This window comes from Phocaeicola coprocola DSM 17136, from assembly GCF_000154845.1.
Classification (GTDB): Bacteria; Bacteroidota; Bacteroidia; order Bacteroidales; family Bacteroidaceae; genus Phocaeicola; species Phocaeicola coprocola.
Map to the genome: position 1 here is coordinate 13054 of NZ_DS981498.1, position 20856 is coordinate 33909.

The window sequence follows — 20856 nt, forward strand, 5'->3', positions numbered from 1 at the left end:
TTTTTAAATTCCTTGTCAGAAAACAAGGAAAGAGCCTGTTTTAAAATTTCGGATATGTGTTTTTCCGGCATTTTTACAGCTTTCTTTTACGGAAAACTAAAAAAATAAACCGGTATGAAATTTAAAACAGGCCCTTTCTTATTATTCTTCTTCTGTTTCTTCTTCTGTTGTCTGTTGTTCGTTTTCCCACTTAATGTAAAGCAGAATCAACTGATGAAGTCCGAATGCTTTCATATTATTGTGGTAAATAACATCAATGCAAAGATCTAATAAATCTTTACAATTCTCTGTCATGGATGCGATAAGCGAACGGACATTCAGTTTCAGCTTGTCAAGAACCGATTCATCAACAATACCGTTGCTGTCTATCAGTTGTTGGAACAAGGCATATTTTTGAATTGTTTTCAGATGTTCTTCCGATATCTCCATGCTGCGTGTGCCAGATACGTTTGTTTGTATTGTGTACATAGTCTTGATTATTTTTAACGTTTACATGAGCAAAGATAAAAAATTAAATGAATAGAGAGCATTATTTCTCCTCAAAAAAGTGCAGCATGGCTTTCATGACATGTGTCCGCTGGTCAGCATTCACGATACTTTCGAAAGGGAAGCCCAAAACAAAAGTACGGTACGCTCCTTTATAAGCCACTCCGGCACACTGTTTTCCTTCTGTATAACAAAATACAGGGAAAGCTTGTTCAGCTGGAAGAATACAGTCGGGGGCAGGAACAGCATACGTCTGCTCATTGGCACCACGTGGAATCTGAAACCTGATATTCGTTCCGAAAATCTCTCCCGAGCGTACATGTTTCATGCTTCCTCCGTATGTGTATTTCAAAACATTGGCGGTGAAGTTTGTATCGCCCAGCTTATTACCGATATAAGAACCGCTGATAAACAATTTTCCTCCACCTCGACAATAATTGGTAAGAGCCTGTTGCATACGGCTGCTCAAAGTGCTGTTTTCTGCTCCATAAATAATATCTACCATGTAATACGGACTTAAATCAGTAGAACCACTCTCAACGGTTTCGCTGCTGCATGACACAAACGAATAGCGTCCGGCTGTCTGGATAGCCTTACCGTGCACAAACGGATAATCGAATGTATTTCCGGCAATCTGCATTCCTTCCAGCTCATTGCCGCTATAACCTAAACCTTCTTCAGTTTCTATACCGGCTTTTGTGCGGTTAAAATTCTGCTGGTAGCCGCAAAATGCTGTCGTGCTGATGTATGGCAATCCCGGGTCGGACTGAATATCAAAACCTTGCATCATAAGGTTATTCATTGATTCCGGTCTACTTGTACGGTGAAATGCATTTACAATGAGTACTGTACCTTTACTTCTCTTTGCTTTGTAAGCCGACAAAATTTCTGAAGGGAAACTTTCACCTCCCTTATTTACAGCGGTAACCTTGAAACTATAAACCAGCCCAGGTTCTGCTTTTACAGTAAAACTGGTCCCTTTTACGTATGTTCCGTTGTCGAATCCACCATATCCGATACGCGTATAAACCACATATCCCTGAGCTTTTGCTGTTGGTTCCAACGGGTCTTCTGTTGGAATCCAGCGCAGTTCGAATGTATTTTTCTTCTTTCCTTCAGTCACTGCAAAATGGCTGACTGGCAACGGCTGAACTGTATAGTTGCTATGATGCATTTCTGCGAGGTATTTCAATATCGATTTGTAAACAGAACGTGCTACCGTAAATTTAAATTCCGGTTCATAGCCCAGTTTCAAATCGGCGAAATTCTGATGCGAAAGTGTTTCGAGTATCATCGAAGGTACAGCCGGCAGGCGAGTTTCGCTATAGTTCCGGTTCCACATGCTGCGTCGTGCCCACTGTATGCCAAAGCGTGAACTGATATCTTTTTGCAATCCGGTCAGTACCATGTCTGTCAAGTCGCGTGATGCATAACGTGAAATCCCGCTGTTTACCTTTCCGTCGTTGAAATTGGTTGTATAGATACCCAGTGAGCCAACCAGCGCATCGTCAGTCTTGAATCCGGCATCACTATGCATGGCAAAAGTCAGTTCGAAAGGAACTTTCAGACCTTTTTCCGTGGGATTGAACACCGAACCTCCACTTAGGTAGTTGGTCATCAGTGAACGTGCATTGATATCATCATTATAATCGTTTTCCCCCTGACTCTTGCTGTATACCTCGTATGGCATTCCTGCCCATTGCCCCCAGTAGCGCGCTCCTTCCAGGTAACGTGGCACTCCGCTGACGTTTCCGCCGCGAATGATATTTCCCATACCACCTCCAAAGCGGACAGCATCGGCGCAAACTACACCTTTTTGTGAACTCTCGTTGCTCAGTACTACCATACCGTAATCGTTCACCCCTTTGTCGAATTCGAATGTACCCAGATACACCCACGTTCCGCCACCCATTTGCTGGTTGACTTTAAATTCGGTGACGCCTCCTTTATGGAATACCAGATATTTGGCATCCGAAACACTCTGAGGCAAAGTTTGATAACTTACATATACAGCATATTTTCCTGTTTCAGGAATATTGGGAATCCATTCGGCAAAAGCTTTTTCTGGTTTTGAGAGGGTAGAGATAAAGCGTGCCGTGCCGTCGCGGAACGGATTATAGTTGTCAGGATATCGGAGATATTTCTGGGCAAACCCCGGTTGCGAGGTGGTCTTCCATACGTTTTTTTTGTAATTCTTTTCGAAGTACCGGCTGCCGGGAGTACATGTATTATTGTCCACTATCACCTCATTCTTTTGCCAGTCGCGCTCACGTGGTGTAAAAACCACTGCTCCGGCGTTTTCGAGCATCGGAATAAGATAAGGTACTACGATAGACTGAGTATACAAATCTTCGGTAGTACCGAACAAGCGTGGACGCTGCCAGCGCCATTCGTTACGGTCGTTCTTATAAAATTTTCCGTGACTTTGCCATACGGCAATATGCCGGTCCTGTAATCCCTGACTGATTTTGAACGGTTTCGAGATATTCTGCGTCCATGCATCACCTTTATATTCTATTTTTCCATACAGACGTTCCTTGTCCTTTCCCTTCTTGCGCAGAAAGTTAGGTATCAGATTTTCTATAGGCTGACCGTCAGCATACAGAGTTATCCGATAGTAATTTACGGGGCCAGGCAATAACTGTTTCAGAGAGCGGTAAATAGCCTGTGTGTTTTCTTCTGTAAAAGGCTGGTAACCAAAATTATCATTGGCATATACTTGTAAAGTCTTGTGCTCATGATCGACTGTAAAGTGGTCGAGTTTGCATGTACCGATATTTGCATAACTCGTCTGGTAATTAATGAAATAGTCCGTCAAGCGTTGTTCAATATTTTTTTCCAAGCTTTGAGCCGGTAAATTACCTGAAACACAAAGTAACAGGCAGATATATGCAAGAAAAAATCGTTTCATAATGTAAGTTTTTATGTTGAGGGACAAACTTACGGAAAATCTGTGGAATATCCGCCGAATTGCAGCAGATTAACGCAACAGGATTTGATAATTAGGGAGTTAGAGGAAAAACGCAGAAGTTGGGCAGACAGTTGAAAACCGTCTTAAAGCAGATTAAAGCAAAAGAACGGTTTCCTAATCATTACCCGATGAAAGTGCAGATTTAACAGTTCCTGTTTCATTTTGCGGCGTTCTGCGCAGTTTTGCTTATCAATAGGTAACTCGTTGATTTATAGTTTTGCAACCAAAAAGAAACGAGTATGGCAAGAAGCACATTCAAGGTGCTGTTCTACGTGAACGGCAGTAAGGAAAAGAACGGAATTGTCCCCATCATGGGACGAGTTACAATCAATGGTACGGTAGCACAGTTCAGCTGCAAGCGGACTATCCCGAAAGAGCTTTGGGATGCCAAAGGGAACAAGGCAAAGGGCAAGAGTATGGAAGCGAGGGAAACCAATCTTGCGCTTGACAACATCAAGGCTCAAATCATCAAGCATTACCAGCGTATATCCGACCGTGAAGCCTATGTAACGGCAGAAATGGTACGCAATGCCTATCAGGGATTGGGCGGTGAGTATGAAACGTTGCTCGGTGCTTTCGACAAGGAAAATGAAGTGTTCAAGAAGCGTGTCGGAAAAGACAGGGGCAGGGCAACCTATATGGCAAGGGTACGGGCAAGAAACCATGTGGCGGCATTCATCAGGTCACATTACAAGCGGAACGACATCTCCATGCCTGAACTTACGCCCGACTTCATCAAGGAGTTCGCCGTGTTCCTTTCCAACGAAGCCGGACTGCACAACGGTTCGATATGGGAAAACTGCATGTGGCTGAAAGGTGTGGTGATGCGGGCGCATTTCAACGGACATATACCGAGGAATCCGTTTGCCCAGTTCCATATAAGCCCGAACACGAAAGAGCGTGAATATCTGACGGAGAATGAGTTAAAAACATTGATGGAATTTCAGCTCAAAGACCCCAAGAACTCCTATCTCCGTGATATTTTTGTTTTCGCCAGTTTTACCGCCCTCTCATTCGTGGATATAAAGGAATTAAGCAACGACCAGATTGTGGAAGTGAACGGTGAGAAATGGATTATTTCCAAACGACACAAGACGGGTGTACCGTTTCAGGTGAAGCTGCTGGATATTCCCTTGCAGATAATCGAGCGTTACAAGGCTTTTCAGGAAAACAATCTTGTATTCCCCAATCTCAACTATTGGTCAATATGCAAGCGTATGGGAAAGATGATAAAGGAATGCGGCATCACCAAGAAAATCAGCTTTCATTGCTCAAGGCACGGATTTGCGATCCTGGCTCTCAGCAAAGGGATGCCAATCGAGAGTGTCAGCCGTATTTTGGGGCATACGAACATCAAGACTACGCAAATCTATGCGAGTGCGCCCAGAATGGTCGCTTAATAAATACTTCTTTAGCAAGAAGTTAGGATTGGGTTCGATATAGTCCTATCGTCAATCAGTTTATCCAAAAGGGAAACCCGATGGAGAGTGTAGCATACTGATTAAAGCTCCAAGTCCACTAATAGTCAGGTGGCGACTGAGGGGCAAGACGAAAAGACATACATAAGGATGAAGCCTTGATTGGTTGAATGATAGTTCAGGGTACCAAATCTTGTAACAACGGAAGACTATTATACATACGTTGTTTCATAGTACTCTGCCTATTTTGTGCGTTAGTGCAGAGCATAAAGAACCGACTATGACACAGCCGCAATAAGCGGACAAGAACGAAAGTCGCATCCGACAGTATGTCGTGCTAATAGTTATTAAGAGAACTAACTGGGGATTACCTAAGTCGGAACGCTGGAACAAACAGCTATAAAGAAAGCTTTTGAATATCCGATATGGTAACGGAACTTCCGTAGTAGTCCGAGCAGGGGAAAGCCTTGTACATGGCGAAGGGAAGTAGTCTGTAACTTTAATACAAACAACGGAAAACGTGAGAGACGTATGAGAAATCCAGAGCAAGTATTAAACATTTTAGCTGGACACAGCAATGAGCCCGAGTATAAATACGAAAGGCTTTACCGTATTCTATTCAATGAACAGATGTTCTTTGTCGCCTACCAACGTATGTATGCAAAGCCGGGCAACATGACACCCGGCACAGATGGCAAAACTGAGGATGAGATGAGCATTGATAGGATAAACAAACTCATAGAGAGTATAAAGGATGAGACTTATAGTCCCAATCCTGCAAAGAGAACTTACATTCCGAAAAAGAATGGGAAGATGCGTCCGCTAGGAATACCGTCTTTTGAAGACAAATTGGTTCAAGAGGTAGTAAGAATGGTGCTTGAAGCCATATATGAGGGACACTTTGAGTGGACATCGCACGGTTTCAGACCAAACCGAAGCTGCCACACAGCACTGAAAAGTCTACAAAACAATTTCAACGGTGCAAAATGGTTCATTGAGGGAGATATAAAAGGCTTCTTTGACAACATAGACCATAATGTGCTGATAGAAATAATGAAAGGCAGAATAGCAGACGACAGATTTCTTCGTCTGATACGGAAATTCCTCAATGCAGGGTACATGGAAGAGTGGCAATTCAACAAGACTTATTCAGGGACACCGCAAGGTGGTATCATAAGCCCTATTTTGGCAAACATATACCTAGACAAGTTCGATAAGTACATGGATGAATATGCCAACAAATTCAATAAAGGGACAGCAAGAAGCCGCAACAAGGATATTTGCAAACTCAACAGCAGAGTACACTACCTAAAACGTAGGATAAATGAAGTTGAGGATGTAAACGTAAGAACAAGGATGGTAGAAGAACTGCACGAAAAGCAGAAGTGGATACTAACAATGCCGAGTGGCAACGATATGGATAGAAATTTTCGCAGACTGAGATATGTGCGCTATGCCGATGATTTTCTAATCGGGGTTATCGGAACGAAAAACGAATGTGAGAGAATCAAAGCAGACATCACCAAGTTTATGCAGGAAAAGTTAAGACTGGAGATGTCACAGGAAAAGACTTTGATTACAAATGCACAAGACAGCGCGAAATTTTTGGGTTACGAAATATATGTCCGTAAAGACTATGCCACAAAGAGAAACAGTAACGGAACAGTGCGCAGATACTTCAACGGGAACGTGATATTGCACGTTTCAAGAGAAGTAATCAAGAACAAGCTGCTCAGCCTCGAAGCCATGAAAGTTGTCACCAAACACGGCAAGGAAACATGGGTGTCAAAAGGCCGGACTTATATGATTGACAATGAATCGCACGAGATTGTAGCTCAGTTTAATACCGAAATACGAGGGTTCTACAACTATTACTCAATAGCAAACAATGCATCGGCTTTGGGACGCTCTTTCGGCTGCATTATGAAGTTCTCCATATACAAAACTCTTGCTCAAAAGCTGAATATGTCAGTGAGAAAAGTCATTGAAACATACCGTAAGGACAATCTCTTTGCCGTGCCTTTTGTAAACAAGGGAGGAGAAACCAAGTACAGGGTATTCTACAATGAGGGGTATGCCCGTAAAACCGATTGTGAAACAGCCCCAAGTGACAATCTGCCGTACATGTTCAAAACGCCATCGTTGAGTCTGATAGAAAGGCTTATAACAAAAACGTGCGAACTATGTGGTAAGCACGGTGAAGTGGTAATGCACCATGTCCGCACTCTCAAAGAGTTAAAAGGTAAAAATGACTGGGAACGCAAAATGCTCTATATGCACAGAAAGACTTTGGTCGTTTGTGCGGAGTGCAATGCAAAAATCCAGAGATGTGTCAAGTAAGATGATGTTACAGATGGAGAGCCGTATACATGGAGACGTGTAAGTACGGTTCGGGGGCAGGTAAGCGAAAACCTACCGCTGTAAAGCGGAAAGGCGTTGTTTGCCGAGCCTACAGATAACCGTGCAGAAATTGGATAATGACCTCACGATGCTGGGCGACAAACTGAGCAAATCATTCGGAAACGTGAAAATAGCTGGGATATGAAACGGGAAATAATCACAACGGACAGCTATGGTAGAATTACCATACCATCCGATACAGGTAATATATGGATGAATGAAATGGAGCTGGTGGAGCTGTTCGGGGCAATCGTCCCGACGCTCCGTGCCGCCATTCGTGCCGTGTACAAGTGTGGAAATTTTAATCCTCTTGAAGCTGAAAAACGTATCAAGCTGCTCAACGGCTATTACGCGGACATGTATGCCTTGCCGATGGTGGTGGCACTCGCTTTTCGCATTGACACGTCAGGTGCCGCAACGGTTCGCAATGCCCTGCTGGAAAGATTGTGCCGACGAAAAGAAAAACAAGTCCTGCTGGTGTCAATGAATAACAGAATGCCGTATGAATGTTAGGGTGAACTTTTTATGTTCAGCCACTACAATACCTATGCGGACATCAAGCGGCGGAAGAACGAGAGCCGGACGTATTTCTTTGACAGGGCGGCGGAACGGCTGAACCGCAGGATGATGCGGGACGAGGAGGCGGAACGGAAGAGGCGGTGAAGCAAGAAAACAAGCGATAAGTCCGCCTTGATTTATTACGAAAAAAATAAAAAAAGTTTCTACTATATTTGTATTATCAAATATAAATTGTACTTTTGCAATACAATATCGCCCTTAGGTGGAAAATACTAAGGCTCGCCACCCCTAAAAAGGTGGCTTATTTTTTATATATACAATTGGAATATGGAGCAAAAACAGCGCGTTATAGTCTATATTGATGGATTCAATTTCTATTTCGGACTGAAGAGCAATGCTAAATGGAAGAAATATTATTGGCTTGATATAGTTAAGTTGTTCGAGATGTTCATGCGCCCGAATCAGGAGCTTGTTGCCGTCAAGTATTTTTCGGCAAAGCCTGATGATATAGACCAAAGTCTTCGCCAGAATGCCTTTTTTCAAGCCAATAGAGAAAATCCGAAATTCAAGTTGATATTGGGTAAGTACCTGAAAAAATCTATAACCTGTTTCAAATGCGGAAATGTTATTCATACCCATGAGGAAAAGGAAACTGATGTACGAATAGCCACACAGATTATAGCAGATGCCTATCAGAAGAATTGTGATATATCCATTGTAGTATCAGCTGATAGTGACATGATACCTGCTATCGAACTTGCAACAGAAGCTTGTCAAAAGGTTTTTGTATATTTCCCTCCTTACCAGTACTCCAGTAATCTTGCTACTATGGGTATGGGTAAGCCTATCCATATGAAACAATATGAAACTCGTTTCAGGCAATGTCTTTTACCTGATGTGGTACATCTTGGAAAGGCAAACTTTGATTTACAGATACCTAAGAAATGGAAGGCTTTTCAGTCAATCTGAATCAGAAATACGCGTTATAAAAAAGGAAAATCCGTAATACAGTCTGGAATATCCAGTCGTATTACGGATTTTTCTTTTCGCCTATGATATTTCTATTTGTTCTGCAAGAGGTATTGCAGTTCGGGGTCGGACTGTATGCGCTGCAACTCGTCAGCGACAATCTGCCGGACATCGGCACGGATACGGTTGTAGTTATCCTAGTTCATCTCCTTCATGCGGTCGTTGCCGCCGGCATCTGTAAAGTCCGTGATGACGGGTATAGACCGGTAAGCCTGTTCCTCACGCTTCACTTTCTCGGCATCGACCACAATTGGATGATTAACGGTTTAATCTGACGTAGTGACGACATGAAGTCATTAAATCCGTAAATCAGTGCGTCAGTCAATCTGTAATTATCTGCAACATCCAGTCCCCGAAGACGTGCATATTCCACGACTTCGGGCTTTTTTATCTCCTTTTATCTGAAAGAGCCACCCGTTTATACTGCATTTTCTTTTGGCATGACCTATTTTGCGCCGTTCCGCATAGATTTGCGTATCAAGATTTTACCGACACTTCCGTAGCTTTGCAACCATGTTTAACCCGTTGCCGACAGAATGTAGGCAGCACTAAAACCTGTATCAAGAACATGAAGAAAAAAAGAAATTATTTGCGTAGGTACAATTCTCTACAAGATTGTGAATCGGGATTGTCATTATTCGCTGATAAGAGGAATAGGACGTTACTACACGGTAAACAAAATACAGCTGGAAAAATTCTGATATTTTGATGAGATGATGAAAGTATATATAAACATAAAGAGAAACAGTAACTTACGTCTTCATCAACCTTTCAACAAGAGAATCGGGCAGATGAAAAGAGAAAGAACACACCGCACTCTACATCACTTTTCTTTTGGCGAGCGGTTTGATGAAACGATGATGAATGTATATCATTTTGGCTATCAGTATATTATCCTATCAACTCATCAATTCATCGGATTTTCATCCGCCAACAAGTCTGCGGGACAAACGGATGGAAGGAAATGCCACTATCCGCAAGCTGGTCGGTCGGACATCCGACCTGCCTGTTGTCCGACCAGCCGACAAGGGAAGGCGTATCATATCAATGAAAAGAAAAGAGCTGCCTATACAGCTGGTACTCTCACAGGCTTTTGAGAACAGAAAAGCCATAGCTCATTAGGGCATTTTCTTTACGCAGTGCAGGCACAGCTAAAAATGCCCCAATGAGCCAACGGGGTTACACCCCTCTGGACACCCCCGTTTGCCATGCGGCATGACCGCAGCTGACGGAAACCAACAAACCAAATTGTCAAACTTGAAAACGAAAAACAAGCATGGGATATATAAGCATTCAAATCAACAAAGCGAAAGGCTCGGCTGACACGGGCGCATCCGACCACATAGAACGTAAGACCATACCCAAGAACGCAGACCCTACACGTACACATCTCAACCGTGAACTGGTGGAGTTTTCTGATGGAGTGTCCGACCGTACCGAAGCGATAAGCCACCGTATCCGTACGGCAGGCATCAAACGTAAGATAACCCCTGACCAAGTGCGGGCAATTAGAATCGTGCTTTCGGGTACGCACGAGGATATGATGAAAATACAGGACGAGGGCAGACTTGACGAATGGTGTGATGACAACCTTCAATGGCTTCATCGCACCTTCGGCAAGGAAAATACCGTTTCGGCAGTCCTGCACATGGATGAGCACACACCGCACATTCATGCCACGGTCGTACCGATAGTAACAGGAGAGCGCAGGAAAGCCAAGAAAAAGCAGACGGAAGGTAAACGCTCCTACCGCAAGAAAGCCAATATCGTGCGTCTGTGTGCCGATGATGTGCTGACACGTGAGAAACTCGTTGCCTATCACGACAGTTACGCAAGAGTAATGGAAAAATACGGTTTGCAACGTGGCGTACGTGGCTCGGAAGCACGGCATACGACAACAGCCCAATACTACCGTGATTTGATACGGCAGACGGGTGAACTTGAAGCCAATGTGCAACAGTTACAGACAGAGCAGCAACAAGCAGAGCAACAGCTTGACGAGGTAAGGCAGGAAGTCAAGTCGGAGAAACTGGAAGCAGCCAAGACGGAAGCGAAAGCCGCATTCGTGGCAAAAGTCGGTTCTCTTTTGGGGCGGTGGTAAATTGAAAGAACTGGAAGCCGACAACCGTACCCTGCAAGGCGAGGTCGCCGCCCGTGATGAGAGCATCAAGTTGTTGCAACAGCAGATGCAGCGGCAGCAGGAGGAACACAACCGCCAACTTATGGAATTGCAAGTCAAGCACCGCAGGGAGATGGCAGATAAAGAAGTGGCACACCAAGAAGAAGTGTCATTCCTGAAATCAATCATCCAGAAAGCCAAGAAGTGGTTCCCGCTGTTCCAAGAGTTGGTGTACATGGAGAAGTTCTGCCTCAAAGTCGGTTTCAACGAAAGGCAGACCGCCACGCTCATCAGAGGAAAGCCGCTGTTCTACGAAGGCGAACTCTATTCGGAGGAACATAAACGGAAGTTCAAGACAGAAAACGCAGGTTTCCAAGTTGTAAAAGACCCGAAAGACAAGTCAAAACTTGTACTTTGTATTGAAGGAAAACCTATTGGAGAGTGGTTCAAAGAACAATTTAATAAATTGTTTTCTTCCGTACGCAGAACAGTTGCACCACTCAAAAAGGGTAAGGGTATAGGATTATAAACAATACCAATGAGAGAATAGTAAGTCTTTATCTGTAGTTCAAATAGACTTGCTATTCTCTGGTTGGTTCTTAACTTGAAAATTAAGCTATCCCCTCTATCGTCATTTCGACTTTTCGTTTCGCGTTATTCAATAATTCTTCACTTTCTTTTCTTAATCTAAAACTCTCTTGGATTTTTCCTGAAATTTTCTGTTGAATAGGCATAGGTAATATTGGTATAATGACATTTTCAATTTCCGATGGTTTCCAATGTTGGATGATTGAACCTCCTGCATCCCTCTCAGCTTGGAGACGTACTATTGGAGAATTGAGCACCAATGTCAGGTAATCGGGTAAGACATCAGTACTGATTAATGACAAGTGAAGTATTGCACCAGAAGTAATTACATCAAGTGGTTCTTCTACCTTATAGGCAATGCCTACACTTCCGTCTTTTGACAACAAAATAGTATTCTTCTGAGGTCTTATAACATTGTTGAACTCCTCTTTATCAATATGTATCGCAGTATCAGTTAATCCAAACTTTGAAAGGTCAGAAACTCTGATAAACGGCACACCTGTTTCTTGATAAGCATCACTGCCAGGTTCTATAGACTTATCTATTTTAGTCAATTCTCCTATTGTTGATGTCGGAAATTTACTCAGTTGGTAAAACAGGTAATCATATTTGGGCTGATAATATTCTGCATCAAGACGTCCACTTGACAAAAAACTATCAGACAGTCTCTTGCAGGTTTTTACGGTCTTGCTTTCTTTTTCAATGTCAGGCAATACCCCGACTTCCATAAGCAACAACCATTCCGCGTTTCGTTCTTCTTGAACAATGTTATTGTATAACTGACTAATAATCAACCAATTACCCCCCCCCATTTTCAATTACTTGTTCTACCGTAAGCTTTGCATTTTCAAGAAGTTTCATTGCTTCTTTTCGCAGGGCAAAGCTTTTTCGTACATGTTGAGCTATTTCATCCTGTACCTCTTGTCGTATGATTGGTATGGGCAGTTTCTCTAATTCAGGTTTGCTGATGGCTGTAAGAATTGTGCCCGAACAACCTTTCTTCATCAATTGTTGTATAGGTAATGATTTGAAAAGTGTAAGCAATGTTTCTGAGTTCATTTTAGAGGATTGCAGTACATAAAAACCAGTGGAACATAATGCACCCTCGTAATCTTCCGTAACCAATGCACAACTTTCCAATGACCCCTCAATGGAAGAAACTATCACATCTCCTTGATGTACCATTCGTCTTGCACGGGTTGGCAGGTTCTCGCCGTTTTGAATGTCACACCCTATTATCTCACCCGATTTGCCAATGTTGGCAAGTTCTATATATTTGTAGCGCACACCGGTTTCGGGAGTATAATTAGCATCTTTAATGTTACATGCATCCCCTAACAGTTCATAACCATTGGAATAGGATTGTACAAGTCTACAATAATCCTCATACTTAGGCAGGTAATATTCTGCGTCAAAACGTCCTGTATCAAGAAAAGACTCTTTTAATGTCTTTACATTGTATGCATCAGGATTGGCGGCAAAGTCGGTCATACCCAAGCATTCCAAAAGGTAGGATTCAGCTTCGGAATACAACTGCCTGCTTTTTAAAGAATAAGCATAAGATTGTTTCACAAAACTAGAAATTTGTTCCTTTATATTGTTACTTAAATCAGGTACTAATAATTGGTCAAAGTCTTCCAATATAATACCTGTTTGTCCAGAACCTCTTCGAAATTTTTGAATTTGCTGCTGACCGTATTTGCATCTAAGATATGTTGCCAAATACTCTGATGATATATTGTTTTTAGGACGTATTATTGCCAATTTACAGCTACAAGTAGCATTATTATTTGTAGAAACTAAAGAGATATTCCCAATAATAGCACCAACAATAGACATTAATATATCACCTTTCTTCAAATGTGACCGTCGCATTATAGATAATTCATATACATATCTTGGAATACGCAACGGATTGGGTGAAAACTCTATGAATGAATTATAAATATCACCACCCCGATAATAAGGTATACCATCATTCACAAAGTTTTGACTAATTGACATATGATTTCCATCAGATATATCAGTGAATGTGGTTAAAGGAATCGCACCTATGCCTTTCAGTAATAGCACTTGGCTAAGATTGGATTTTGAGTAAAATTCAGCATCCAATCTTAAAGTACGCTCTAATGTCCGATTGCTAATTATTGATATTTCCAGCCCCTCCAACAAAGCCTTATACTTCACTTCATTAAAGGGGCATCCGCGAAAAAAGATAAACCTTCTTTCTTCGCAAATTCGGCAAAAGCTTCAGCTATTCCGTCTTTGGTTAGTCCATCGTGATTGAAAAGGTCATGCTTTACAATGAGATGTCCATGTGTATCAAGCAGCGGTACATTGTTTCCCTCTTCATCTATAGTATTTTGATAAATCTTATTACCGCTATTATCCTTACTTGGTTCCTGCATGGTTGCAAAGAAAATATTGTAATCCTCTACTTTCGGGCAAAGCACATCATCCCATTTCTGAACGAATAGGACGCTTGTTTTTGTACCTGTATGCGGCTTGAATACATTACCATGTAATCCTATGACAGCAAGGATACGACAGCGGTCTGCAATGTATTCACGCAACACCTTATCGCTACTGTTATTGAAACGTCCTTGCGGTAGTACGATTGCCATACGTCCGCCAGATTTCAGAAAATCGATGTTGCGTTCTACGAACAGCACATCACGGCTCATGTTTGAAGCCTGTTTCAGCTTTGTTTTACGGAACGTACCGTCTGCCATTTGATAAACTGTTTCACCGCTATTTGCCAATGCTTCCGGAAATGTAGGCTCTCCTTGGGTAATCGTTGCTCCTGATGGTACATTTTTCAGTTTTTCCAACGAAACAGAACGACTTAAATCGTATTTGGCAAGGATACGGCTTTCTTTTACATCTCCTGCAAACGGAGGGTTTGCCATTACAATATCAAAAGTAAAATCACGGTTGCTGTTCTTTTCAGCTCTCATTTTTTTGAGCTTCTTCCAACCCTCTGAATAAGTATCACTCCAATTTTCATCCTTCACAGTTTCATCCCAACGCTCATAATCAAGCGTATTCAAGTGCATAACATTGGTCTGACCATCTCCGGCAATCAAGTTAAGAGTTCTCGCCACACGCACGGCTTTTTCATCAAAATCAATGGCGAATACATTGTTCTGTACATAGTCACTGCATTCAGCTGGTTTTTCTTCCAAAGTAAACAGATGACTACGTTTCAATCCTTTTGCTTCCAGAATTTTTTGCCATACATGGAAAATTGTATGGACAGGGAAACCGCAGCTGCCAGCTGCCGTGTCTATCATCTTCTCGTCAGCTTTCGGATTGAGCATCTTCACACACATATCAATCACATAACGGGGAGTAAAATATTGTCCTTTTTCACCTTTACTACTTTTATTGATAAGATATTCAAATGCTTCGTCCACCACGTCAAGATTGGAGTTGAATAACTTTACGTCTTGCAAGGAAGCAACACATACGGAAAGATGCGATGGTGTAAGTAGAATCTTGGCATCTTCAGTAAATACGCCTTGCCACTTTTCTTTAGCTTGGTCAAATAGAGTTTGCAACTTTTCTTTTAACTCCGTTTCTGTGTCGCCGTAATTACGGAATTCAAGGTTGCGGTCGGGTTTACGACCACTCTCCATTTCATCATAAAGTTTGGTAAAGATAAGTTTGAAAACTTCCTCAAATACATCTACGCCTGCACCAGCCAATACCTCATCCTCCATTTCGAGAATTAAGTCTTTCAGAGATTTCCGTTCATTCACCAATTTATCTTTTTTGATAAGGTCAGAAATTTTCCACCGTTCTGAAATAATATCTGAAAGCTTTTGGTCGGCACGTGGAAGCATACTCAAATCTTCAAAATAATTCGGGTCTTTACGATGGTAATAAGAAATCTGCCGACCGTTACTCCATACACCGATGGGCGCACCCGTTGCATTGCAGTAGCTTTTCAGCTGTTCCTTACCGTCTTTCAACTTCGGCTTTTTCAATTCCACAATGATATACGGGCTTGTGGTTTGCTGTTTGTCAAAAACTACAATGTCTGCCCGTTTCTTTTCCCTGCCGAATGTAACCTCGTATTCCAATTCCATTCTTGAAACTGGATAACCTAAATCCTGCGTAAGAACCAACAGATATAATTGACGCACTACTTCTTCTGGAGTTAACTTTATTTCTTTCTTACGCACTAAGCATGTAAGATAATAGTCAACTCCTTTCTTTGACATCCGTTCAGTTACACGTCTTTCCAATTCCGAGATTTGCTCCTCTGAAAACAGGCTTAGTTCATACTCTGTACCTTTAATAATATCTGTTAGTTTCATTTATGTTATCTTAAAATTGTTCATTGTCTTTTGTTTGCTTGTTCGATATAAGTAATTCCCGAACATCAATATCCAAAATATTAGCAATTTGATATAGCACCGAAATAGGAGGTTGTACTTTATTGGAAGCATACAGATTGACCATATTGAAAGTCTTTCCAAGTCTATTTGCCAATTCCGTTTGGCTGATGCCTCTTGCCGCTAATGCCTCTTTTATACGGTTCTTGCACATATTATGTTTTGCTCATCGTTGTTTATTGGCTGCAAAAATATAAAATTTAATTTGGTAACCTTCGTATAGTATTGAAAAAATACTACTTTTGTACCTGAAGAGTTACTCTATGAAGTAAAACAAAGCAGAACAAAGCAATTAAAACGGTTGCTAAATCATTACCCCCAAACAAGGTAATTCTTCTAAATTGCTTAATTTCAATAGCTATATTCTTTATACAGATTTACGGAAAATCTGTGGAATAACCTTGTGAAACGGGGGAAATGATGCTAAAAGTCTTGATGTCAAAGTTGATATGATGTAGCATCAATCGGTTATTCTGTGTATGGTTATGTTATCAATAATAGTTTTAAACTCGGCTTCAGGTTAGTTTTTTTATTGCTTGTGTAAGTGGAAAATTAAATTTCATATCCAGTATTTGGACTAACATACACCACACATCTACGGATAGTGACGTGAGAATACAAGAAAGCCAATACCGTACGTCTGTGTGCTAACATGTAAGAAACTCGTTACCTACCACGACAGTTACGCAAAAGCAATGGAAAAATACGGTTTGCAACGAGGCGTACGTGGCTCAGAAGCACGGCAAACGACAACAGTTCAATACTACCGTGATTTCTTGTACTTTGCATCGAAGGGAAACCCATTGGAGAGTGGCTCAAGGAGCAGTTTGACAAGTTGTTTACAACTATACGGAAAAAGCCTTATACAGTTTTAAGACAGAAAAGGAATCAAATATAGTGATTAATTTACTTAGTCTTAATCGAAAAGGAATAGTCAAAAATTGGTTAGGTTATTTATTATCAGTATCTTTGAGTGTCATCAAGATGAAAGATTATGAAAAAGTTTCTGTTCATATTGTGTTCATTGGTCGTTATCAGTAAGCTTACCGCACAAAACAGCGATTATACAGACATATCCGCATTGCTGGAAAACAAAATTTGGAAGGTACAAGCTCCAAAAGGCAAGCAATATGCTATGGAGTTGGAATTTCGTGATGCAGGATTGAGAAAGACTTTTTTATCTGATGAGAAGAAAACAGAAACATTTTATTCGTATTCTTTGTGCGGAGATACAATCAAGGTTTTTGAGTCAAGGAAAAAGTATATCATTCAAGAACTTACAGACAGCACTTTAGTTTTTCAGTATTTGCCGGACAGCTTGACGATTAGTGTCGGCTCTGTCAAATGTGTAACAGACAACACTCTTGAAGGACAGCGTAAGAACGAAGAACGTCTGGACAGTATATGGCGTAAAGAGGATATTTGGAACAAGGGCGTGGCAAAGATAACCGGAGAACCTGTTAAGGATTTATCCACGATAGAACCTCCACGATGGGCTGTTTGGGATTATGATCTGACAAAATACTATGTTTCCCAAATGAAATACCCGGAAGAATTGCTGAAAAAGAATATAGCAGGTTATTCCGTAGTGATGTTTTCCATTGATACTTTGGGATTGCCACGCAGTATCAATATTTTGACAACCAAGCATAAAGACTTCGACAAAGAAGTCATCAGACTGACCAAGGATCTTCCACACTGTCTTCCATGTCTGGATAAGAATGGGAAGCGGATGGAATGTCTATACACAGTATATGTTCCATTCCTGCCACAACACTATAGAGACAGAGTAAAGAAAGACAGTATTTGGGAAGAAGAACAGAAACATTGCTTTGTGGAATGGGAATCACCATCTTGTTTCCAGGACGGAAATCCCAATACTATACAAAATTATATAGACGAAAGACTTGTGTACGACCCGAGTTTGTTAGGTAATAAAGAACAGGTGAGAGGATTTTATAAAGTAAAAATAAATTCGTATGGAGAAGTATCCGAAGTTGATGTTTTCCGTAGCTGCGGCATACATGAGTGGGACGCGCAAGTAGTGGATATTATCAAAGGTATGCCCCGATGGACACCTGCCATCAGTTATTATGGCAAAAGCAAATACCGGGAGTCTATATGGACCATGAACGTTTTCTTCAGGAAGACAAAAGGCAAACTGATTGCTCATACATTTGAGAAAAATCTTGAGACAGGTGTTCCCGTATGCTTCCTGAATGAACGGGGAGATACCATTGTGCCATACGGCAAGTATAATTACTGTCAAATAAATCGTGTCAAAAATTTAGTTTTCGCATACGAAAACAAGCAAGATACCCGGATTGTCTGCTTGAATGGTCAAGGCGAAGAACTGTTCTACGTCTTTCAGTATGACAATGGACCGGATAAACTTCGGGAAGGACTGTTTCGTATAACGGATGAAAACGGACTGATTGGCTTCGCTGATTCTTTAGGGAATATAGTTATAAAGCCCCAATTCAAATTTGCCTTCCCTTTTGAGAATGGCAAGGCAAAGGTTACATTTTCAGGAGAAAGTAAGGTCGTTCCTGATTCTAAAGATGAAAAACATTACTGGGATAGTCCCGACTGGTATTATATAGATACGAATGGCAAAATTTTATAGGGTTTATTGCTAACTTTAGCCCTTACCTCAACTTTTCTTATTTAATGCACCGAATACCATATAGACCTTGATTCTTATAAAATCACATTATGCTGATTATCTGACTGTCTTCTGAAAATCTGTGCTGCGATGCTGCCTGAAAAGTTGTGCCATACCGAGAACATGGCTCCGGGTACGGCTGCCATAGGAAACAAGGCAAAATGGGTGGCAGCAAGTGAAGTTGCCAGACCGGAATTCTGCATACCGACCTCGATGGCAATGGCCGAACGTTTAGACGGTTCGCTTCCGGTTATGGCAGAGAGGCCGTATCCTAAGACTAGTCCGAATACATTATGTAGAATTACCGCTACAGCTACTATCAGGCTGCATGTAAGGATGCTGGTCGCGTTGTGCGCTACGATGATGCCGATGATGAAGGCAATGGATAAGGTGGAAATCATCGGTAGCAACGGCAGTATCCGTCGGGTAGTCCGCTGGAAGTAATGATTGGCAGCCACTCCCAGTACGATGGGTACTATCACCACTTGCACGATACTTAAGAACATGCCTGTTACGTCTACTTTCACCGATTCACCGGCAAGTAACCATACGAGGGCAGGTGTCATGATGGGAGCCAGCAGGGTAGAAACTCCGGTCATAGCTACACTCAGGGCTACATCACCTTTGGCCAGGTAGCAGATAACGTTACTGGCCGTACCTCCCGGACAACATCCTACGAGGATTACTCCTAAGGCGAGTTCTTCCGGCAAAGACAGTAACTTACAGAGTAGCCACGCCAGTGAGGGCATGATAAGAAACTGTGCCAGTTCGCCGACGAGAATGTCTTTCGGATGCTGTAAGACCGGTCTGAAGTCGGACGGACGGAGTGTTAGTCCCATGCCGAACATCACTACGCCCAGCATTGGTGTGATGGCCGAAGTGTCTATCCAGACGAACGAAGAAGGCAAAAAGAGGGCCACAGCCGTCACTAGCACTACCACAAGGGTAATATGGGCGGCAATCCATATAGATAGTTGGATGAGTTTATTTTTCATTGTTGTTATCTCAAAAATTGTCTGCAAAGTTACAAAATTTCATGTGAATCTTGACGTGTATGTTTGTCTTGTCGAAATCACTGTCTGTCTACTTTCGGTGAATCGAAGATGGGAAATAAATTATTGCAGATATTTTGATTAAAAATTCAGCATCTTTTCTCCAAAATATCATGAAGTTTTAGAGAAAATTTGTACAAAAAGAAAAAGGAACTTCCTGATGAATTATAAAAACAAAACGTCCCGTGTGAAAAAGCACACAGGACGTTGTATATAAAGACTATACATTGTCAGTCTATATCGCCTAGAACGAATTTGTGAGGATGTTTTCCTTTGAAATCTTTGAAATACAATTTGATTTCGCGCATATCCTTGTCTATATCCCCGCTGGGTATGATATACTTGCCTGCTGTTATACATTTCTTTTCGTAATCGATGCCGATCAGTACGATAGGAATGTTTGCCCCTAATGCTATGTAATAGAATCCCTTTTTCCAGTTCGGGTTAGGAGAGCGGGTTCCTTCAGGGGTGATGGCAAGATGAAATTTCTCGCTGGCGTTTACTTGCTTGATGACTTGATCTACCATTGAGGTACGTTTGTCACGATGTACGGGGATTCCTCCCATCCAGCGGAACAAAATACCCAACGGAAAGAAGAACCATTCTTTTTTCATCATGAATCCCGACTCACGACCTATGGCACTGATAAACAGCTTGCCGATAAACAGGTCCCAGTTCGTGGTGTGAGGGGCTGCACAGATAATGCACTTGTCGAAATCAGGGACGGAAACTTCAGCTTTCCATCCCAGTATCTTGTGGTAGATAAAGCTGCAAATGGCTTGTTTCATGCTCCTTATTTACCCAGTTCTTCCAATTTTTTGAAAATAGTTTGTGTACCGTTGTTGAAGTCTTCTTTCAGTTTCTTATAGAAGCCTTTTACATTACCCGGTTCAGTATGGCTGATGCGGCTGATGATGTCCTGACGGAGATTGACTGCCTGAAGGAACAATTTGCTCAGTTCTTCACGGTTTTCATCTTTGGCATTCATGCTTTCTACGATACACAGACCTGCGATAAGGTCGGAAATATAATTGACGTTCTTTTTTAAATTTCTTCTACTAGCCATAGTTTTATTGTTTTAATGGGTTAATAAAATAGATTGATTGCGGGGTAAAGATAACATTTTTTTTGCATACGTTTTCATATTTCCGAAAAAAAGGCGAAATTTGCCATACCGAAATTTATACACCTTATATAAATTAAAAACAA

At 41.7% G+C, this 20856-nt stretch carries 15 protein-coding genes and 4 pseudogenes; 9 read left to right on the plus strand and 10 right to left on the minus strand.

All coding sequences use genetic code 11. The features are described 5' to 3' along the window. Positions 1–141: 141 nt before the first annotated feature. The gene (locus BACCOP_RS14835) at positions 142–468 is read right to left on the minus strand and encodes a hypothetical protein (RefSeq protein WP_022125100.1); all 327 of its coding nucleotides are present in this window, start codon (positions 466–468) and stop codon (positions 142–144) included. A gap of 61 nt (positions 469–529) precedes the next feature. After that, complete coding sequence (locus BACCOP_RS14840; RefSeq protein ID WP_007570546.1) at positions 530–3397, minus strand: golvesin C-terminal-like domain-containing protein; 2868 nt, start codon at positions 3395–3397, stop codon at positions 530–532. Positions 3398–3696: 299 nt separating this feature from the next. Between BACCOP_RS14840 and BACCOP_RS14845 the strand changes: the two genes are divergently transcribed. The 5 genes and pseudogenes from BACCOP_RS14845 to BACCOP_RS14860 all read left to right on the plus strand — a co-directional run bounded on the left by BACCOP_RS14845 (position 3697) and on the right by BACCOP_RS14860 (position 8763). Beyond that, positions 3697–4857 (plus strand): site-specific integrase, encoded by a 1161-nt coding sequence (locus BACCOP_RS14845; protein WP_007570548.1) that lies wholly within the window; start codon positions 3697–3699, stop codon positions 4855–4857. Positions 4858–5406: 549 nt separating this feature from the next. After that, entirely contained in the window at positions 5407–7215 is a 1809-nt protein-coding gene (ltrA, locus tag BACCOP_RS14850; protein ID WP_007570549.1) for a group II intron reverse transcriptase/maturase, read from the plus strand. 201 nt (positions 7216–7416) lie between these two features. Further along, positions 7417–7788 (plus strand): hypothetical protein, encoded by a 372-nt coding sequence (locus tag BACCOP_RS14855; RefSeq protein WP_007570550.1) that lies wholly within the window; start codon positions 7417–7419, stop codon positions 7786–7788. Between the two features lie 24 nt (positions 7789–7812). Continuing rightward, positions 7813–7938 (plus strand): annotated as a pseudogene (locus BACCOP_RS20505) (RteC domain-containing protein); the annotation flags it as partial. Positions 7939–8121: 183 nt separating this feature from the next. Beyond that, positions 8122–8763: an NYN domain-containing protein gene (locus BACCOP_RS14860; RefSeq protein WP_007570552.1), complete on the plus strand. Its 642-nt coding sequence runs from the start codon at positions 8122–8124 to the stop codon at positions 8761–8763. Between the two features lie 92 nt (positions 8764–8855). On the opposite strand, the pseudogene BACCOP_RS20715 reads toward BACCOP_RS14860, so the two are convergent. Continuing rightward, positions 8856–9074, minus strand: a pseudogene (locus tag BACCOP_RS20715) (conjugal transfer protein TraG); the annotation flags it as partial. A gap of 613 nt (positions 9075–9687) precedes the next feature. Here BACCOP_RS20715 and BACCOP_RS21185 point away from each other — a divergent pair. After that, a complete protein-coding gene (locus tag BACCOP_RS21185; RefSeq protein ID WP_040312138.1) occupies positions 9688–9945 on the plus strand; it encodes a hypothetical protein in 258 nt (85 codons plus the stop codon). A 154-nt stretch (positions 9946–10099) separates the two neighbouring features. Further along, positions 10100–11471: pseudogene (mobV, locus tag BACCOP_RS14875) on the plus strand (MobV family relaxase). Positions 11472–11553: 82 nt separating this feature from the next. Here mobV and BACCOP_RS14880 read toward each other — a convergent pair. The 4 genes from BACCOP_RS14880 to BACCOP_RS14895 are packed head-to-tail and all read right to left on the minus strand — an operon-like array spanning position 11554 to position 16084. Then, positions 11554–12342 carry a restriction endonuclease subunit S gene (locus tag BACCOP_RS14880; protein ID WP_007570561.1) on the minus strand — a complete coding sequence of 263 codons (789 nt, stop codon included), beginning with the start codon at positions 12340–12342 and terminating at the stop codon, positions 11554–11556. Beyond that, the gene (locus BACCOP_RS14885) at positions 12329–13717 is read right to left on the minus strand and encodes a restriction endonuclease subunit S domain-containing protein (protein WP_007570563.1); all 1389 of its coding nucleotides are present in this window, start codon (positions 13715–13717) and stop codon (positions 12329–12331) included. The genes BACCOP_RS14880 and BACCOP_RS14885 overlap by 14 nt, the downstream gene beginning before the upstream one ends. After that, positions 13714–15852, minus strand: coding sequence for an N-6 DNA methylase (locus BACCOP_RS14890; protein WP_007570566.1), 2139 nt, complete (start codon positions 15850–15852; stop codon positions 13714–13716). The genes BACCOP_RS14885 and BACCOP_RS14890 overlap by 4 nt, the downstream gene beginning before the upstream one ends. A gap of 10 nt (positions 15853–15862) precedes the next feature. After that, complete coding sequence (locus BACCOP_RS14895; RefSeq protein WP_007570568.1) at positions 15863–16084, minus strand: helix-turn-helix domain-containing protein; 222 nt, start codon at positions 16082–16084, stop codon at positions 15863–15865. Between the two features lie 465 nt (positions 16085–16549). On the opposite strand from BACCOP_RS14895, the pseudogene BACCOP_RS21445 reads away from it, so the two are divergent. Both BACCOP_RS21445 and BACCOP_RS14900 read left to right on the plus strand, forming a co-directional pair. Further along, positions 16550–16751, plus strand: a pseudogene (locus BACCOP_RS21445) (MobV family relaxase); the annotation flags it as partial. Between the two features lie 173 nt (positions 16752–16924). Then, entirely contained in the window at positions 16925–18556 is a 1632-nt protein-coding gene (locus BACCOP_RS14900; protein ID WP_007570573.1) for an energy transducer TonB, read from the plus strand. Between the two features lie 74 nt (positions 18557–18630). Here BACCOP_RS14900 and BACCOP_RS14905 read toward each other — a convergent pair whose 3' ends face one another. The 3 genes from BACCOP_RS14905 to BACCOP_RS14915 all read right to left on the minus strand — a co-directional run bounded on the left by BACCOP_RS14905 (position 18631) and on the right by BACCOP_RS14915 (position 20713). Beyond that, a complete protein-coding gene (locus tag BACCOP_RS14905) occupies positions 18631–19590 on the minus strand; it encodes a bile acid:sodium symporter family protein (protein ID WP_007570575.1) in 960 nt (319 codons plus the stop codon). Positions 19591–19877: 287 nt separating this feature from the next. Beyond that, on the minus strand, positions 19878–20435 hold the full coding sequence (locus tag BACCOP_RS14910) for a 1-acyl-sn-glycerol-3-phosphate acyltransferase (RefSeq protein ID WP_007570578.1): 558 nt from the start codon (positions 20433–20435) through the stop codon (positions 19878–19880). A 5-nt stretch (positions 20436–20440) separates the two neighbouring features. Beyond that, a complete protein-coding gene (locus tag BACCOP_RS14915; RefSeq protein WP_007570580.1) occupies positions 20441–20713 on the minus strand; it encodes a hypothetical protein in 273 nt (90 codons plus the stop codon). Positions 20714–20856: the final 143 nt, after the last annotated feature.

Excerpts from the sequence above, each read along its gene's own strand:
- BACCOP_RS14840 (WP_007570546.1), bottom strand. The coding sequence starts at position 3,397 with ATGAAACGATTTTTTCTTGCATATATCTGCCTGTTACTTTGTGTTTCA.
- BACCOP_RS14855 (WP_007570550.1), top strand. The coding sequence starts at position 7,417 with ATGAAACGGGAAATAATCACAACGGACAGCTATGGTAGAATTACCATA.
- BACCOP_RS14905 (WP_007570575.1), bottom strand. The coding sequence starts at position 19,590 with ATGAAAAATAAACTCATCCAACTATCTATATGGATTGCCGCCCATATT.
- BACCOP_RS14900 (WP_007570573.1), top strand. The coding sequence starts at position 16,925 with ATGAAAAAGTTTCTGTTCATATTGTGTTCATTGGTCGTTATCAGTAAG.
- BACCOP_RS14835 (WP_022125100.1), bottom strand. The coding sequence starts at position 468 with ATGTACACAATACAAACAAACGTATCTGGCACACGCAGCATGGAGATA.
- BACCOP_RS14895 (WP_007570568.1), bottom strand. The coding sequence starts at position 16,084 with ATGTGCAAGAACCGTATAAAAGAGGCATTAGCGGCAAGAGGCATCAGC.
- BACCOP_RS14845 (WP_007570548.1), top strand. The coding sequence starts at position 3,697 with ATGGCAAGAAGCACATTCAAGGTGCTGTTCTACGTGAACGGCAGTAAG.
- BACCOP_RS21185 (WP_040312138.1), top strand. The coding sequence starts at position 9,688 with ATGTATATCATTTTGGCTATCAGTATATTATCCTATCAACTCATCAAT.
- BACCOP_RS14915 (WP_007570580.1), bottom strand. The coding sequence starts at position 20,713 with ATGGCTAGTAGAAGAAATTTAAAAAAGAACGTCAATTATATTTCCGAC.
- BACCOP_RS14890 (WP_007570566.1), bottom strand. The coding sequence starts at position 15,852 with ATGAAACTAACAGATATTATTAAAGGTACAGAGTATGAACTAAGCCTG.
- ltrA (WP_007570549.1), top strand. The coding sequence starts at position 5,407 with ATGAGAAATCCAGAGCAAGTATTAAACATTTTAGCTGGACACAGCAAT.
- BACCOP_RS14910 (WP_007570578.1), bottom strand. The coding sequence starts at position 20,435 with ATGAAACAAGCCATTTGCAGCTTTATCTACCACAAGATACTGGGATGG.
- BACCOP_RS14880 (WP_007570561.1), bottom strand. The coding sequence starts at position 12,342 with ATGGGGGGGGGTAATTGGTTGATTATTAGTCAGTTATACAATAACATT.
- BACCOP_RS14860 (WP_007570552.1), top strand. The coding sequence starts at position 8,122 with ATGGAGCAAAAACAGCGCGTTATAGTCTATATTGATGGATTCAATTTC.